Origin of the sequence: Acuticoccus sp. MNP-M23 (assembly GCF_031195445.1) — a bacterium.
Lineage (GTDB): Bacteria > Pseudomonadota > Alphaproteobacteria > Rhizobiales > Amorphaceae > Acuticoccus.
Genome location: NZ_CP133480.1, coordinates 744,155 through 758,848, shown reverse-complemented (window position 1 = coordinate 758,848; position 14,694 = coordinate 744,155). Strand labels below are relative to the sequence as shown.

General features: G+C 67.7%; 9 protein-coding genes, 1 tRNA gene and 1 pseudogene. 1 reads left to right on the top strand and 10 read right to left on the bottom strand.

Going from position 1 to position 14,694, the window contains the following annotated elements:
• The first annotated feature begins 20 nt into the window (after nucleotides 1–20).
• A tRNA-Ile gene (locus RDV64_RS03605) sits at nucleotides 21–97 on the top strand.
• Between the two features lie 110 nt (nucleotides 98–207).
• Here RDV64_RS03605 and cysG read toward each other — a convergent pair.
• The 10 genes and pseudogenes from cysG to RDV64_RS03555 form a co-directional block, all read right to left on the bottom strand.
• Nucleotides 208–1,752, bottom strand: a complete 1,545-nt coding sequence (gene cysG / locus RDV64_RS03600) for a siroheme synthase CysG (RefSeq protein WP_309197913.1) — start codon at nucleotides 1,750–1,752, stop codon at nucleotides 208–210.
• Nucleotides 1,721–4,390, bottom strand: a complete 2,670-nt coding sequence (locus RDV64_RS03595) for a molybdopterin-dependent oxidoreductase (protein WP_309197912.1) — start codon at nucleotides 4,388–4,390, stop codon at nucleotides 1,721–1,723. The genes cysG and RDV64_RS03595 overlap by 32 nt, the downstream gene beginning before the upstream one ends.
• Nucleotides 4,391–4,539: 149 nt before the next feature.
• Nucleotides 4,540–4,848: pseudogene (nirD, locus tag RDV64_RS03590) on the bottom strand (nitrite reductase small subunit NirD); the annotation flags it as partial.
• Entirely contained in the window at nucleotides 4,845–7,325 is a 2,481-nt protein-coding gene (gene nirB, locus RDV64_RS03585; protein WP_309197911.1) for a nitrite reductase large subunit NirB, read from the bottom strand. The pseudogene nirD and the gene nirB, both read right to left, overlap by 4 nt.
• A gap of 11 nt (nucleotides 7,326–7,336) precedes the next feature.
• A complete protein-coding gene (locus RDV64_RS03580) occupies nucleotides 7,337–8,305 on the bottom strand; it encodes a GAF domain-containing protein (protein WP_309197910.1) in 969 nt (322 codons plus the stop codon).
• Complete coding sequence (locus RDV64_RS03575) at nucleotides 8,305–10,041, bottom strand: ABC transporter ATP-binding protein (protein WP_309197909.1); 1,737 nt, start codon at nucleotides 10,039–10,041, stop codon at nucleotides 8,305–8,307. The genes RDV64_RS03580 and RDV64_RS03575 overlap by 1 nt, the downstream gene beginning before the upstream one ends.
• A gap of 11 nt (nucleotides 10,042–10,052) precedes the next feature.
• The gene (locus RDV64_RS03570; protein WP_309197908.1) at nucleotides 10,053–11,138 is read right to left on the bottom strand and encodes an ABC transporter permease; all 1,086 of its coding nucleotides are present in this window, start codon (nucleotides 11,136–11,138) and stop codon (nucleotides 10,053–10,055) included.
• Between the two features lie 67 nt (nucleotides 11,139–11,205).
• On the bottom strand, nucleotides 11,206–12,600 hold the full coding sequence (locus RDV64_RS03565) for a CmpA/NrtA family ABC transporter substrate-binding protein (protein WP_309197907.1): 1,395 nt from the start codon (nucleotides 12,598–12,600) through the stop codon (nucleotides 11,206–11,208).
• Between the two features lie 253 nt (nucleotides 12,601–12,853).
• Entirely contained in the window at nucleotides 12,854–14,086 is a 1,233-nt protein-coding gene (locus tag RDV64_RS03560) for a CmpA/NrtA family ABC transporter substrate-binding protein (protein WP_309197906.1), read from the bottom strand.
• A complete protein-coding gene (locus tag RDV64_RS03555; protein ID WP_309197905.1) occupies nucleotides 14,083–14,664 on the bottom strand; it encodes an ANTAR domain-containing protein in 582 nt (193 codons plus the stop codon). The genes RDV64_RS03560 and RDV64_RS03555 overlap by 4 nt, the downstream gene beginning before the upstream one ends.
• Nucleotides 14,665–14,694: the final 30 nt, after the last annotated feature.

Genomic DNA, 14,694 nt, shown 5'->3' with positions numbered 1-14,694 from the left:
AGGCAAATGTTGCACCGTCAGGGCCTGTAGCTCAATTGGTTAGAGCCGACCGCTCATAACGGTTTGGTTGGGGGTTCGAGTCCCTCCGGGCCTACCACTACCCTGAAGAATCATTCCTAAAACCAGCCACTTATCTTCGCGGTGTTCAATATTTGAATGGCGCGTTCCGAACCCTGTCCGCTCATTTTCGACCCTTGGCCAGCAGCGTCAGTGTCCGGCGGTTCGCAAATTGGCGGGCTGTCTTGTGGTCGGAGACCTCCGGGTGGCCCCGTGCGGCCGCCTCTGCGCTGGCGTCGATGCCGCCGAAGATGTCGACAGCGGCGCGGTGGCTGGCGCGCTGGACCGGACTTCGGCGAACACCGGGCCGACGCCAATCAGCACAGGCTTGTCGCCGAGTTGCGCGACAGCATTCGGCAACGCGGCCAGAGAGCCGGACCAGACGGTCTCGTCGGCGCGTGAAACCGATGCCGCGGCGACTGCGGGGAGGGATGGGGCGACGCCGGCGGCCAGCGCACGAGCGACCCACGCGTGCGCGGTACGGGCGCCCATGTAGACGATTGCGGTGCGACCGGGGCCGAGGAGCGCGGCAAGGTCGAGGTTGTCGGGCAGCACGCCTTTCTTCGAGTGGCCGGTGAAGAAGGTCAGCGACTGTGCGTGGTCGCGGTGGGTGAGGGACATGCCGAGCCGCGCGGCCATGGCGGAGGCGCTGGTGATTCCGGGCACCACCTCCACTGGAATGCCTTCGGCGTTGAGGGATGCGATCTCCTCGCCGGAGCGGCCGAACACGGAGGGGTCGCCGGCCTTCAGCCGCACCACGCTGCGCCCTGCCTTGGCAAGCTTGATCATGAGTTCGGTGATGTCTTCCTGCCGGCAGGATTCCCGTGCGCCGCGTTTGCCGACGGCAATGCGTCTCGCCTCGCGCCGGGCAAGCTCCAGCACATCGTCGGAGACGAGATCGTCGAACAGGATCACGTCGGACGCCTGAAGCGCCCGCACCGCGGCCAGGGTGAGGAGAGAGGCATCCCCCGGTCCCGCGCCGACAAGGACGACCTTGCCGGCAGCATTCGGCGCGGTCTCTGCAATTATCGTTTCAGCGTCCGCCGCGGCGGGAGCAGCGCCGGAGAATGCGCGGTCGACGAAGCGTTCCCAGAAGGTGCGCCGGGGGAGCCCCGGTTCGAGCCGGGAGATGACCACGCTGCGCATCCGCTCGGCGAGAGCGGCCCAGTCGGAAAGGACCGGTGGCAGCAGCGTCTCGATGCGGCGGCGGATCGCCTGTCCGAGGATTGGTGCGGCGCCGGTGGTGGAAATCCCGACCACCACCGGCGAGCGGTTCACGATGGAGCCGAACTGGAACGCGCAATATGCCGGCTTGTCGATGACGTTGGCGGGCACACCCGCTGCGCGCGCTGCGGCGGCGAAGCGGGCGGCCTCAGCCTCGGTGTCGGCGTCCGCGATGGCGAGCGCGGCGCCCTCCAGCGCGGCGGCGTCCCAATTGCGCGGAATGAGCACGAGGGAGCCCGCGGCGGCGCCCCGCTCGACAAGGGCGTGCATTTCGGGGCTGGCGTTCTCTGCGTAGACCATGACATCCGCGCCGGCGGCGGCCAAAAGCTCGGCCTTCCAGGCAGCGGCCTCCGTGCCGCCGGCGACGACGGCCCCCTTGCCGCGAAGGTCGACGAAGATCGGCAGCGTCGTCAGCGCGTCGAGGCGGCGCAGCTTTGCCTCAGCGGGCGAGCGCACGGGCGTCAGCGTCATGGCGGTCTTCCTTGGTGGGGGTGGCGGTCTTGAGGATTGCAGCGATTTCCGTGCGGCAGGAGCCGCAGTTTGTGCCGGCTGACAGGGTCTCGCCGATGGCGGCCACCGTGCCGGCGCCGGCAAGCGCTGCGGCGCGGATCTGGTTGGCGCCGACCTGGAAGCAGGCGCAGACGGTGGGGCCGGGGTCGGGCTGGTCCGCACCCGGCCGGCCGGCCAGCACAGCGGCGCGCCCTGCCGGCTGGCCGAGCAGTCGCGCCACGAATGCCCGCGACACGCCAACCGGCCGCGGCGCGAGGTAGACGGCGCCCGCCAGCCGGTCACCGTCGAAGGCTGCGAAGGCCGCGGTTCCCGCGACGCTGTCCACAACGCCGGACAGATCATCGCGCTTCAGGAGCGAAGCTGCGAAGGCGCTGAGGTCGGCCGGAGCCTCAAGCGCTGCGAACTCCACCGCTTCGCCGCACTTGAGCGTGGCGCGGGCGAAGTAGTCGGTCCCGGGCGACAGGGGCCGGGTGGAGACGGCGTAGCCATAAAAGACTGCCGGGAAAGGGCGCACGGCGACCCGCGCCGACTTCAGCGCAGGCTGGCCGGAGACCGGGTCGGTGTGCGGGGTGACGAGATTGTCCACACGCGCGTTGGCGCTGGTGGCATCGGTCCAGTGGATCGGCACGAACACGCCGCCGCGCTGCTGCCGCGGCGTGAGGAGCGCCCGCACCGTCACCATGCCGAGGGGGCTTTCCACGCAAACGAGGCTTGCCGCGGTGATCCCGAGCGCCGCGGCATCGTCCGGGTGAAGCTCGGCGAAGGGTTCGGCAAGGTGGGCCGACAGGGTTGGCGAGCGGCCGGTGCGCGTCATGGTGTGCCACTGGTCGCGCACGCGGCCCGTGTTGAGAATGAAGGGATAGCGCGGCTGGCGCGGCTCGGGCGCCACGAAGGGCGTCGGCACGAGGCGGGCGCGGTGACCCTTTCGATAGAAGCCGCCGGCGGCAAAGAAGCGCGTCTGACGCGGCCCGTGTACGGGTATGGGCCACTGCTGGGGCTGAAGCCGCGCGTAGCCGCTGGCGCCAAGGTCGGCGAGACCGCCGATGTCGAAGTCGCGCTGCCCCTCGTTGCCGGCGGCCGAGAGCGCGGCGTGTTCGGCGAAAATTTCGGCGGGGCTCGCATAGTCGAAGCCATCGAAACCCATGCGCCGGGCAACGTCCGCAACGATCGCCCAGTCCGGCCGGGCCTCGCCGGGGAGGGGAAGGAAGGCGCGCTGGCGGGAGATCCGGCGCTCCGAGTTGGTGACGGTGCCGTCCTTCTCGCCCCACGCGGCGGCCGGAAGCGCAACGTCGGCATGGCGCAGCGTGTCGGTGTCCGAGACAACGTCGGAGACGGCGAGGAACGGCACCTTGGCGAGGGCGGCATCCACCCGCGACGCGTCTGGCATCGACGCCGACGGGTTGGTCGCCATCACCCACAGCGCCTTGATGCGGCCGTCATGGATCGCCTCGAACAGATCCACCGCCTTGAGGCCCGGCCGGTCGGCAACCCGCGGTGCGCCCCAGTGCCGGCGCACGATGGCGCGGTGTCCGGCATCTTCGAGGTCCATGTGGCAGGCGAGCGTGTTGGCAAGGCCGCCGACCTCGCGCCCGCCCATGGCGTTCGGCTGGCCGGTGACGGAGAACGGCCCCATGCCCGGCGAGCCGATCCGCCCCGTGAGGAGGTGCGCGTTGATGATCGCGTTCACCTTGTCCGTCCCCGAGGCGGACTGGTTGACGCCCTGGCTGTAGACGGTGACGACGCGGCGCGTCTTCGCGAACATGTCGTAGAAGTCGGTGATGGCACCGCGGTCCAGCCCCGTTGCGGTGGCGACGTTTTCGGCGTTCCAGCCTCTGGCTTCGGCGAGTGCTGCCTCCGGCCCTTCGGTGTGCCGGCCAAGGTAGGTGTGGTCGATCCGGCCGGTTGCCGACAGGTGGTTGATGAGGCCGTTGAACAGGGCGACGTCGGTCTCGGGTTTCAACGCCAGGTGCAGGTCTGCGGCAGCTGTCGTGGCGGTCTCCCTGGGGTCGATCGCGACGATTTGCAGAGGCCGCGCCGCCCTGGCTGAGACGAGGCGCTGGAAGAGCACGGGATGGCACCAGGCAAGGTTGGAGCCGACGAGGACGACGAGATCGGCCTCCTCGAAATCCTCGTAGGTGCCGGGCGCCGTGTCGGACCCGAACGCGCGTTTGTGGCCGGCCACCGAGGAGGCCATGCAAAGGCGCGAATTGGTGTCGATGTTGGCCGACCCGATGAACCCCTTCATCAGCTTGTTGGCGACGTAGTAGTCCTCGGTGAGGAGCTGGCCCGACACGTAGAATGCGACGGCGTCCGGCCCGTGCTCCCGCACCGCGGCGGAGAAGGCATCGGCGGTGCGGGTCAGCGCCTCGTCCCAGCTCACGTGGCGACCGTCTGATGATGGGTGCAGCAGGCGGCCCTCGAGGCCGACGGTCTCGCCAAGGGCGGTCCCCTTGGAGCAGAGCCGGCCGAAGTTTGCCGGATGCGCAGGGTCGCCCTTTATGCTGACGCGGCCGCTGGCGGCGCGCGCCAGCACCCCGCAGCCGACGCCGCAGTAGGGGCAGGTGGTGGCGACGGCCGGCGGCGGCACGGCGCTGTCCATCACACGCTTTCCTTCGGCGCGACGCGCCGGGCGGCGGTGTTCGGGATCGTCTCCGGGGCCGCGCCCTCCGCCACAACCGCCCCCGCGCTGGCGGCGATGTCTGCGTCTGACGCATTTGCGGCGACCGGGTGGCGGGTGATTTCCGCCGGCAGGGCGATCAGGATGTCGCCGTCCACCACGCGCACGGGGATGGTGTCGACGCGGCCCTCGTCGGGCCCGACGACCAGGCCGGTTTCGAGGCTGATCACCGTGTTGTGGAGGGGGCAGGTCACCGCCGTGCCGTGAACGATCCCCTCCGACAGCGGTCCGCCGCGGTGGGGGCAGCGGTTGTCGATGGCGAATATTTCGTCTGCCGCCGTACGGAAGACGCCCACAGGACCGCGCGCTGTCTTCACGCAGCGCCCGCCGAGCGGCGGAATGTCGGCAACCCGGCCGATCCGGACATATTCGCCGCTCATTCGGCCGGCTCCAGCACCTTGGAGGACGGCGGCTTCGGCTCGAAGTGCTTGAATTCGCTGACGTGGCCCTCTGTCGGCTCGTCCTTGGCGCGCTCGGCCCAGGGGTCGAGCTGCGCGTATTTCTGGCTGAGCACGAAGCGCTCGAAATAGGCGCGGCGCCCCTCGGCATCGTCCACGATCTGCTTGCGCACGGTGTCGAGGCCGAGGCGCTTGGCCCACTTGTAAATGCGCTCCAGATAATGCCCGGTCTCGCGGTACATCTGGGTGAGCGCCACGATGTGCTCCAGCGCCGCGTCCTCGGTCGCGACCAGCGTGAGGACCTCGGTGCCCTTGATGTCGAGCCCCGCAGCGCCGGCGAAGTGGATCTCGTAGCCGGAGTCCACGCACACCACGCCGACGTCCTTGCAGGTGGCCTCAGCGCAGTTCCGCGGGCAGCCGGAGACGGCCATCTTGACCTTCGCCGGCGTCCACGAGCCCCACATGAACTTCTCGATCCGGACGCCAAAGCCTGTGGAATCCTGCGTGCCGAAACGGCACCAGTCGGTGCCGACGCACGTCTTCACCGTGCGAAGCCCCTTGGCGTAGGCGTGGCCGGAGACGAAGCCGGCCTTGCCGAGATCCGCCCAGACGGCGGGGAGGTCTTCCTTGCGGATGCCCAGCATGTCGATGCGCTGCCCGCCGGTTACCTTCACGGTGGGGATCTCGAACTTGTCGACCACGTCGGCAATGGCGCGCAGCTCCTTGGAGGAGGTCTGCCCGCCCCACATCCGCGGGACGACCGAATAGGTGCCGTCCTTCTGGATGTTGGCGTGCGCGCGCTCGTTGATGAAGCGGGACTGGAAGTCGTCGACGTATTCTTCCGGCCAGTCGGCGATGAGGTAGTAGTTGAGCGCCGGGCGGCACTTGGCGCAGCCGTTGGGCGTCGTCCACTCCAGCTCCTGCATCACGGCCGGAATAGTCTTCAGCGCCTTTGCCTTGATGAGGCGGCGCACGTCGTCGTGGCCGAGCCGGGTGCAGCCGCACATCGGCTGCACGGCAAGCGGGTTGTAGCCCTCGCCAAGCGTCAGCTTGAGGAGCTGTTCGACGAGCCCTGTGCAGGTGCCGCAGCTTGCGGACGCCTTGGTGTGGGCGCGCACCTCGTCCACCGAGCCGAGCTTCCTGTCGGCAATGGCCTGTTCGATCCGCCCCTTCGAGACGCCGTTGCAGCCGCAGATCTCGGCGTCAGCCGGTAAGGCTGCAACGGCCGCCATAGGGTCCAGCGGGCCGGCCCCCGCGTAGGCCTGGCCGAAGATCAGCGTTTCGCGCAGCTCGGCAATGTCGGCATGGTCCTTCAGCATCTGGAAATACCAGGCGCCGTCTGCGGTGTCGCCGTAAAGGACGACGCCTTGCACCTTGTTCTCCTTCAGCACCAGGCGCTTGTAGACGCCGGATGCGGCGTCGCGCAGGACGATGTCTTCGCGCCCCTCGCCCTCGGCAAAGTCGCCTGCGGAGAAGAGGTTGATGCCGGTGACCTTCAGCTTGGTGGAGGTGACCGAGCCCTGGTAGGTGCGCGCACCGCCGGTGAGCTGGTCGGCAATCACCGCCGCCATCTCGTAGAGCGGCGCGACGAGGCCGTAGCAGGTGCCCCGGTGCTCGACGCACTCGCCGACCGCGAAGATCGCGGGGTCGGAGGTGCGCAGCGTATCGTCCACCACAATCCCGCGGCCGACTTCGAGCCCCGCGGCCTTGGCAACGCCGGTGGCGGGGCGGATGCCGACGGCCATCACAACCATGTCGGCGGGGATTTCGCGCCCGTCCTTCAGCTTCACGGCGGTGACGTGGGTCTCGCCGTGGATGGCCTCGGTGTTTGCCCCGGTGATCACCTCGATGCCGCGCGCGACGATCTCCCGCTCCAGCAGATAGCCGGCGGCCGGGTCGAGCTGGCGCTCCATCAGCGTGTCGGCAAGGTGGATGACGGTGACGCGCATGCCGCGCATCGCGAGCCCTGCGGCGGCTTCAAGGCCTAGGAGGCCGCCGCCGATCACCACCGCGCGGCGCCCGCCGGGCATGGCGGCGGTGATCATCTTCTCCACGTCCTCAAGGTCGCGGTAGGTGACGACGCCTTCGAGGTCATGGCCCGGCACGGGGATGATGAATGGGCTGGAGCCGGTCGCGATCAGCAGCGTGTCGTAGTCGGCAACCGTGCCGTCCGCTGCGGTCACCCGCTTCGCATCGCGGTCGATCTCATCGACGCGCTTGCCCTGGTGGAGCGTGATGGCGCGGTCGGAATACCAGGTGTCGTCGTGGATGATGATGTCTTCGTAGGTCTTCTCGCCGGAGAGGACCGGGGACAGCATGATGCGGTCGTAGTTTACCCTCGGTTCGGCGTTGAAGATGGTGACGTCGTAGGCATCGGGCGCGGCTTCGAAGAGGCGCTCCAGCACGCGGCCGGGGGCCATGCCGTTGCCGATGACGACGAGGCGCTGCTTGTCGGGCATGGGGGCGATCCTCACAGATACCACACGGCGACGGCGGCAAGGCCGGTGTCGCGGTAGACGGGAAGGGCGACGAGGGTGGCAAGGCCCGCGATCCGGGCCGCGGATGCGATGACGTCCGGCTCGCCCGAAAGGTCGGCGCTGACGGCAGGGATGCCGGTTGCGGCCGCCGCGCCGACGGCGCCCTCGCCGGCGCCGAGCCTCAGCGGTGCTGCGCCGAGAAGGCCCGCCCGCTCGCAAAAACCGTCGGTGAGCGTCAGGCCGCCGTCCGCCTCCAGCGACCACACCTCGAACCGGCGGGCGATGGGGGTGGCGAGCGCCGAGAGAAGCGTGAGGACGAAGACGCCGGGCTCGGGCGTTGCGACCGGAATGCCGATCCCGCGCGAGATGCCGACCTCCTGCGCCTTCTCCCAGCGCACGAAGCGCGGGGCGCGCAGGTCGGCGAACACGACGGGCCGCTCCGCCTCCCACGTCTGGCCCGGAAGCCCGCTGCCCTTCATGAAATTGACGTGCCGTGCGGTCCACTCGAACACGTCGGCCGTGCCGTAATAACCATCGGCAAGGGCCATCTCGTAGGAGCCTTCGGGCGTGTGCCACAGCTCGATGGCGCCCACATGATCCCTGTCCTCGCCGCAGAAGAGGACGAGGACGGCATTGAGGGTTTCGCCCTCGAAGACGGGAACGGCGAGGGCACAGGTGAGACCGGCCGCTTCCGCCGCCGCCCCGCGCTTGAAGTAGGACCCGACGAGATCCTTCAGCACGATCGGCCGCGCCTGTGCCCAGGCCTTGCCGGGAAGGCCCTCGTCGCGTGCAAAGCGGGTCTCGCGGGCAACCTTCTCGAACTCGGCGAGCCCGCCATAAAGGCCGTCCTTCAGGGAAAGTTTGCCATCGGCACCGGGCACCCAGACCTCGGTGACGCGGATGAACGGGCGCTTGCCGGAAAGGACGTCACGTTCGGAACGCACTGCCGTGTCGATGGCCATCACGCCGCCTCCGCCTTTTTGCTGGTTGGGGTCTCGTCCCGGCCGTCCGCCGTCGCCGCCATGGTGGCAAGGCGCTCGGGGTCGGGGGTCGCGCCGCCTTCGTAGGCCTCCAGGAAGTCGAGGAGGGTCTGGCGGTAGCGGTAATAGTCGGGGTGTTCGAGCAGCGCCTTGCGGGTGCGCGGGCGCGGCAGGTCCACCTTCATGATGTGACCGATGCGGGCGTTGGGGCCGTTGGTCATCATCACCACGCGGTCGGCCAGCAGGATTGCCTCGTCAACGTCGTGGGTGATGCAGACCGCCGTGACCCTGGTGCGCTTCCACACCTCCATCAAAACGTCCTGAAGCTCCCAGCGGGTCAGCGAGTCCAGCATCCCGAACGGCTCGTCGAGCAGCAGGAGCTTGGGCGAGAGGGCGAAGGCGCGGGCAATGCCGACGCGCTGCTTCATGCCATTGGACAGGTCCGCCGCCCGCCGGCCCGCCGCGTCCAAAAGGCCGACGCGGGCGAGATAATATTCGACGATCTCGTTCTTCTCGGCGCGGGAGGCGCGCGGATAGACCTTGTCGACCCCGATGGCGACGTTGTCGTAGGCGGTCAGCCACGGCATCAGCGACGGGGCCTGGAAGACGACGGCGCGCTCGGGTCCGGCACCGTCGATCTCGCGATTGTCGAGGACGATGCCACCGGCGGAAATGTCGGTGAGGCCTGCCGTCATCGACAGGACGGTGGACTTGCCGCAGCCCGAATGGCCGATGAGGGTGACGAACTCGCCCTTGTCCATCTTGAGGTCGAACCCGTCCACCACGGTGAGCGGGCCCTTGGGCGTCGGGTAGACCTTCTTGACGCCGGCGAACTCCAGATAGCGCCGCTCCACCGGGCTTGCGGCGGCCGCGCGGTAGGCGCTGGGGAGCTGCGTGATCGGCGTGACGTTGGGGAGCGACTTGTCCGCTGCATCCGCCTTTCGCTCCTGGCCGACGCCCATCAGATAGCCGGTGATCTCGCGCCGAAGGCTGGTGAATGCCGGATCGGAGTTGACCGCCGCCCGGTCACGCGGGCGGGGAAGATCGACGCAAAATTCCGGACCCAGCGTTGCGGCCGGGGCGGGCGTCAGCGGGATGATCCGGTCCGCCAGCAGGATCGCCTCGTCCACATCGTTGGTTATGAGGATCACGGTCTTGCGGTCATTCTCCCAGATCGCCTCGATCTCGTCCTGCAGCTTGCCGCGCGTCAGTGCATCGAGCGCGGAGAGCGGCTCGTCGAGGAGCAAAATCTCGGGGCTCATGGCGAGCGCCCTTGCCACCGCCACGCGCTGGCGCATGCCGCCGGAGAGTTCGGCCGGCTTGCGGTCCGTGGCGTGGCCGAGGCCGACCATCTCGACAGCGCTTTTCACCCGCGCCCTGCGCGCCTTGCGGCTCTCCTTCGGGAACACCTGATCCACCGAAAGCGCAATGTTCTTTTCGACCGAAAGCCACGGCATCAGCGAATAGGACTGGAAGACGACGCCGCGGTCCGGGCCGGGGCCGGTAATCTCGGCGCCATTCAGCGTGACCGAGCCGCTTTCCGGCGCAATGAGGCCGGCAAGCAGCGAGACCAGCGTCGTCTTGCCGGACCCGGAGAAGCCGACGATGGCGACGAATTCGCCCTTCTCGACGTCGAGGTTCACGTCTTTCAGGACCTCGGTACGGTCTGGCCCGTCGCCGTAGTGCTTGGAGAGGTTTTTCAGTGTGAGGTACGCCATGGTCCGTTCCCTCAGCGCTGCTTGGAGAAGGTGAAGGCGGCCTGGAGCGCGTACATCAGCCGGTCGAGCATGAAGCCGACGATGCCGATGGTCAGGACGGCGACCATGATGCGGGCAAGACTGTCGGACGATCCGTTCTGGAACTCGTCCCAGACGAACTTGCCGAGACCCGGGTTCTGCGACAGCATCTCGGCGGCAATCAGCACCATCCAGCCGACCCCCAGCGACAGGCGCAGCCCCGTGAAGATCAGCGGCAGCGACGATGGCAGCACGATCTTGGAGATCATCCGCCTCGTCGGAAGCTGCAGGACGCGGCCGACATTGGTCAGGTCCTTGTCGACGCTCGCCACCCCGAGCGAGGTGTTGATCAGCGTCGGCCACAGCGAGCAGAGCGTGACGACGATGGCCGAGATCAGCATGGATTTCGGCATCGCCTCGGACGCGTCCATGTAGGTCGCCGAGACCACCATTGTCACGATCGGCAGCCACGCCAGCGGCGACACGGGCTTGAAGATCTGGATCAGCGGGTTGATTGCCCCGCCGACCGAGCGCGAAAGCCCCGCCGCAATGCCGAGAGGCACTGCCACCACGGTGGCGAACACGAAGCCGAGCACCACGGTTTTCAGCGAGGTGACGATCTGGTCCACGTAGGTCGGCGCGCCGGTATAGGTGCGCCATTTCACGCGGTCGGCCTTGCCCGTTTCGGTGAGCTTTGCGTTGCGCTCCTCCTGCCGTGCGTAGAAGGCGTCAGCCTTGCCGCGCTCCCTTGCATGGTCATCAAGGAGCTGGCCGGCCTGGCTCCACACCGCAGCGGGGCCAGGGATGGCGCCGAGCGAGGTCTGCACCTGCGGCGCAAGGATCGCCCACGCCGCAATGAACAGGCCGATGCCGACAAGCGGGATCACGAGGCTCTGCACGATTTCGCCGCGCTGCGCCCTGAAGCTGTCGCCCGCTGCGATCTTCAGAAGAGGCGTGACAAACCCCAGACCGAGTACGGAAAACCAGCCGGCGGACCGGGTGATGAGCGCGAACCGCTTTTCCCGGCGCGCCTCTCTGGCGCGCATGACGTCGGGGTCGGTTCCAGTGGTGATGGCCATGGACCTTATGCTCCAGCGAAGGGACGGGGCGTCGCGCCCTCTCCGGAGCGCGGCGGGACGGGGAGGGTCAGCCGCCGACGACCGAGGCGCCTTCGACGCGCTGCTCGCCCTTGAGGCCGATGGAGAAGTTTTCGAGGTATTCGGCGGGCTTGCGGCCATCGAACGTCACGCCGTCGATGAAGTCGCCCTGCGGATCGCGGTAACCGTCGGTGCCGAAGGGGAAATCGGCTTCGTCGACGAAGCCTTCCTCGATGAGGAGCTTGGCGGCCTGCTCGTAGATGTCCGGCCGGTAGACCGACTTCGCGACTTCGTCGTACCAGCTGTCCGCCTGCGGTTCGGCAATCTGCCCCCAGCGCCGCATCTGGGTGAGATACCAGACGGCATCCGAATAATAGGGGTAGGTCGCGAAGTAACGGTAGAAGACGTTGAAGTCCGGCACGTCGCGTTTGTCGCCCTTCTCGTATTCGAAGGTGCCCGTCATCGAGTTGGCGATGACCTCGACATCGGCGCCGACATAATTGGGCTGCGACAGGATCTCCGCCGCTTCCATGCGGTTGGCGTTGTCGTTCTCGTCCAGCCACTTGGCGGCGCGGATCAGCGCCTTGACCACGGCGAGCGTGGTGTTGGGGTTCTCGTCGATAAAGTCCCTGGTCATGCCGAAGACTTTTTCGGGGTTGTTCTTCCAGATCTCGTAGTCGGTGATGACCGGGACGCCGATCCCCATGGCGACCGCCTGCTGGTTCCACGGCTCGCCGACGCAGTAGCCGTAGATGGTGCCGGCCTCCAGCGTGGAGGGCATCTGCGGCGGCGGCGTCACCGACAGGAACGCGTCCGCCATGATCTGCCCGGAGGTATCGGACGGCGAATAGTAGCCGGGGTGGATGCCGCCGGCGGCCAGCCAGTAGCGCAGTTCGTAGTTGTGGGTGGAGACGGGGAAGACCATGCCCATGTCGAAGCGCCGGCCCTCGGCCCGAAATTCGTCGACCACCGGCTTCAGCGCGTCGGCCTTGATGGGGTGCTGCGGCTTGCCGTCGGCATCGGTCGGGATGTTCGGCTTCATGCGCTCCCACACCTCGTTGGACACGGTGATGCCGTTGCCGTTGAGGTCCATGGAGAACGGGGTGACGATGTGGGCTTCGGTGCCGTAGCCGATGGTGGCGGCGAGCGGCTGACCGGCCAGCATGTGCGCCCCGTCAAGCTCGCCGGTGATCACCCCGTCGAGCAGCACCTTCCAGTTCGCCTGCGCTTCCAGCGTGACGAACAGGCCCTCGTCCTCGAAATAGCCCTTCTCGTAGGCGATGGCGAGCGGGGCCATGTCCGTCAGCTTGATGAAACCGAAGGTGAGTTCGTCCTTCTCCACATCCAGCCAGACGGTCTCCTGCGCCTGTGCGGCGCCGGCCGCAACAAGGATGCTGGAGGCAAGAAGTGCTGTTGTGAAACGGCGCGTCAGCTTGACAGCCATCGTTCAATCTCCGTCATCGGCCCGCTGGGCCAGAAAAAGCACAATAAAAAACGCCGCTGGCGAACCTCGATGCTCTCCCAAAGGGAGGTCGAGGGGCCGGCGACGTTGCCGTTGCCATCGCGTCGTGAAAACGACGGGGCGAAACTCTTTATCGGTCCAATCCGATGGGAAGATTTCTAAACAAATCCCTCCGATTTGAAAGCCCAAATAAAGGCCATAACGTGCACAGGTTGCAGGCAGCGGCTTTTGCCGTTCACCGCAGCGCTTTGCCCACTTCGAAGGCGGACGCGTATCCGGCAACATCGTCCGGGTCGAAAATGCGGCCGTCGAAGAAGCCATCGCGCGGCAGAACGAGGCGGCCGGTGGTCGACCCCGCCGGCTGCGGGGCGGCAAGCGCGCCCTCAACCTTCGCGTTGGCGCCCGGCAGGGTGACGTCGGTGCCGGCAAAGGCGCGGCGGAAAAGATCCGGCCGGTAGGCGCCGGCCGCGGCGCGCATCGCCTCCGCAGAATGCTTCACCTGGCCCCAGCGCAGCATCTGCGAATAGAACCACAGCGCGTGGCTGCGCCAGGGAAAGCTCGCCCCGTCGCGGTCGAACACCACATAGTCGGCAATGGTTTCGGCCGGGCCGTCGTCCAGCGGCACGCGGCCGGCCAGCGATCCGGCGATGGTGTCCGCCGCCATGTCGAGGAGTGCGGGCTCGGCCATCATCGCGGCGAGGCGTTGCCGGTTGGCCGGATCGTCCGCCCACGCCCCGCCGGCCTTGACCGCGCGGATGAGGCGCAGCGCCACGTCCTCCCGGTCCGCGGCAAAATCCTCACGCACTGCAAGCACCTTTTCCGGGCCGAAGCGCCAGATCTGCGGCTTGACCGCGATCACGCGCGTCAGCCCCTCCTGAAGACCGATACTTGTCCACGGTGCACCGACGCAGAAACCGTCGATCAGGCCGCCGCGCAGATGATCGACCACGAAAGGAGGGGGCACGACCACCAGATCGACGTCCTCGTCGGGGTCGATGCCGGCAGCGCCCAGCACATAGCGAAGTTCGTAATTGTGCGGCGAGAACGGGTGGACCACCGCGAACGTCAGCCGCGGCGCGCCCGCCGCCTTGCGCGCGGCGATGACCTTCGCAATGGCGCGGCCCTTGCCGGCAAGATCGTCCGGCGCGGCAAACTCACGGCTCTCGGCCATCTCGCCATACAGCGCGCGGGAGACGGAGATGGCGTTGCCATTCATCGAAAGGCTCATCAGGGCCGAAAATGGCGGCTTGGGGTTGCCGATGCCGACCTTGGAGGCGACCGCGATCGGCGCCAGAAGATGCGCAGCGTCGATCGCGCCGACGGCAAGCTTGTCGCGCAGCGTCGCCCACGAGGTTTCACGCGTCAGCGCCACATCGAGGCCTTCTGCGTCCGCGAAGCCGAGTCCCACGGCGGCGACGAGGCCGGCGCAATCGATGAGCGGGATGAAGCCGATACGCACGGGGGTCACGGTCGTTTCTCCAGAAGCTGGGACGCGGAGACCAGCGCCCGCGCCACATCGGCGATGGTCTGGTGCTGATCCATCGCCGCGCGTCGCAGCATGGCGTAGGCGGCGGGCTCGTCGATAGTGTGGCGCCGCATCAGGATCGCCTTGGCGCGGTCGATGGATGTGCGGTCGGCGAGCGCGCGCTTGGTGTCGGCCAGCTCCCTTTTGAGCCGGTTGAAGGCGTTGAAGCGCGAGACGGTCATCTCGACGATTGCCTTCACCCGCTCCTTGCGCAGCCCGTCGACGATGTAGGTGGAGACGCCGGCTTCCACCGCCCGCTCGATCATCCCGGCGTCGGACTGGTCGACGAACATGCCGATAGGGCGCTCCACCGTGCGCGAGACCTGGAACATGCTTTCCAGAACGTCGCGGCTCGGGTTTTCGAGGTCGATGAGGATGACGTCAGGGTCGATCTCGACGATCTGGCGCATCAGAAGGCGCGTCTCGGAGAGGATCGTGACGTCCTCCAGCCCCGCCTCGCGGAGGCCCTCCTCAAGGATCGACGCGCGCAGCGGGGTTTCATCGATAACGAGTACGCGCAAATGGGACCGCCTGGAGCCGGAGTTGGCCGT

What these genes read in the sequence shown, in the direction of transcription:
- cysG (WP_309197913.1), bottom strand. Translation starts at nt 1,752, where the DNA reads ATGACGCTGACGCCCGTGCGCTCGCCCGCTGAGGCAAAGCTGCGCCGC.
- RDV64_RS03595 (WP_309197912.1), bottom strand. Translation starts at nt 4,390, where the DNA reads ATGGACAGCGCCGTGCCGCCGCCGGCCGTCGCCACCACCTGCCCCTAC.
- nirB (WP_309197911.1), bottom strand. Translation starts at nt 7,325, where the DNA reads ATGCCCGACAAGCAGCGCCTCGTCGTCATCGGCAACGGCATGGCCCCC.
- RDV64_RS03580 (WP_309197910.1), bottom strand. Translation starts at nt 8,305, where the DNA reads ATGGCCATCGACACGGCAGTGCGTTCCGAACGTGACGTCCTTTCCGGC.
- RDV64_RS03575 (WP_309197909.1), bottom strand. Translation starts at nt 10,041, where the DNA reads ATGGCGTACCTCACACTGAAAAACCTCTCCAAGCACTACGGCGACGGG.
- RDV64_RS03570 (WP_309197908.1), bottom strand. Translation starts at nt 11,138, where the DNA reads ATGGCCATCACCACTGGAACCGACCCCGACGTCATGCGCGCCAGAGAG.
- RDV64_RS03565 (WP_309197907.1), bottom strand. Translation starts at nt 12,600, where the DNA reads ATGGCTGTCAAGCTGACGCGCCGTTTCACAACAGCACTTCTTGCCTCC.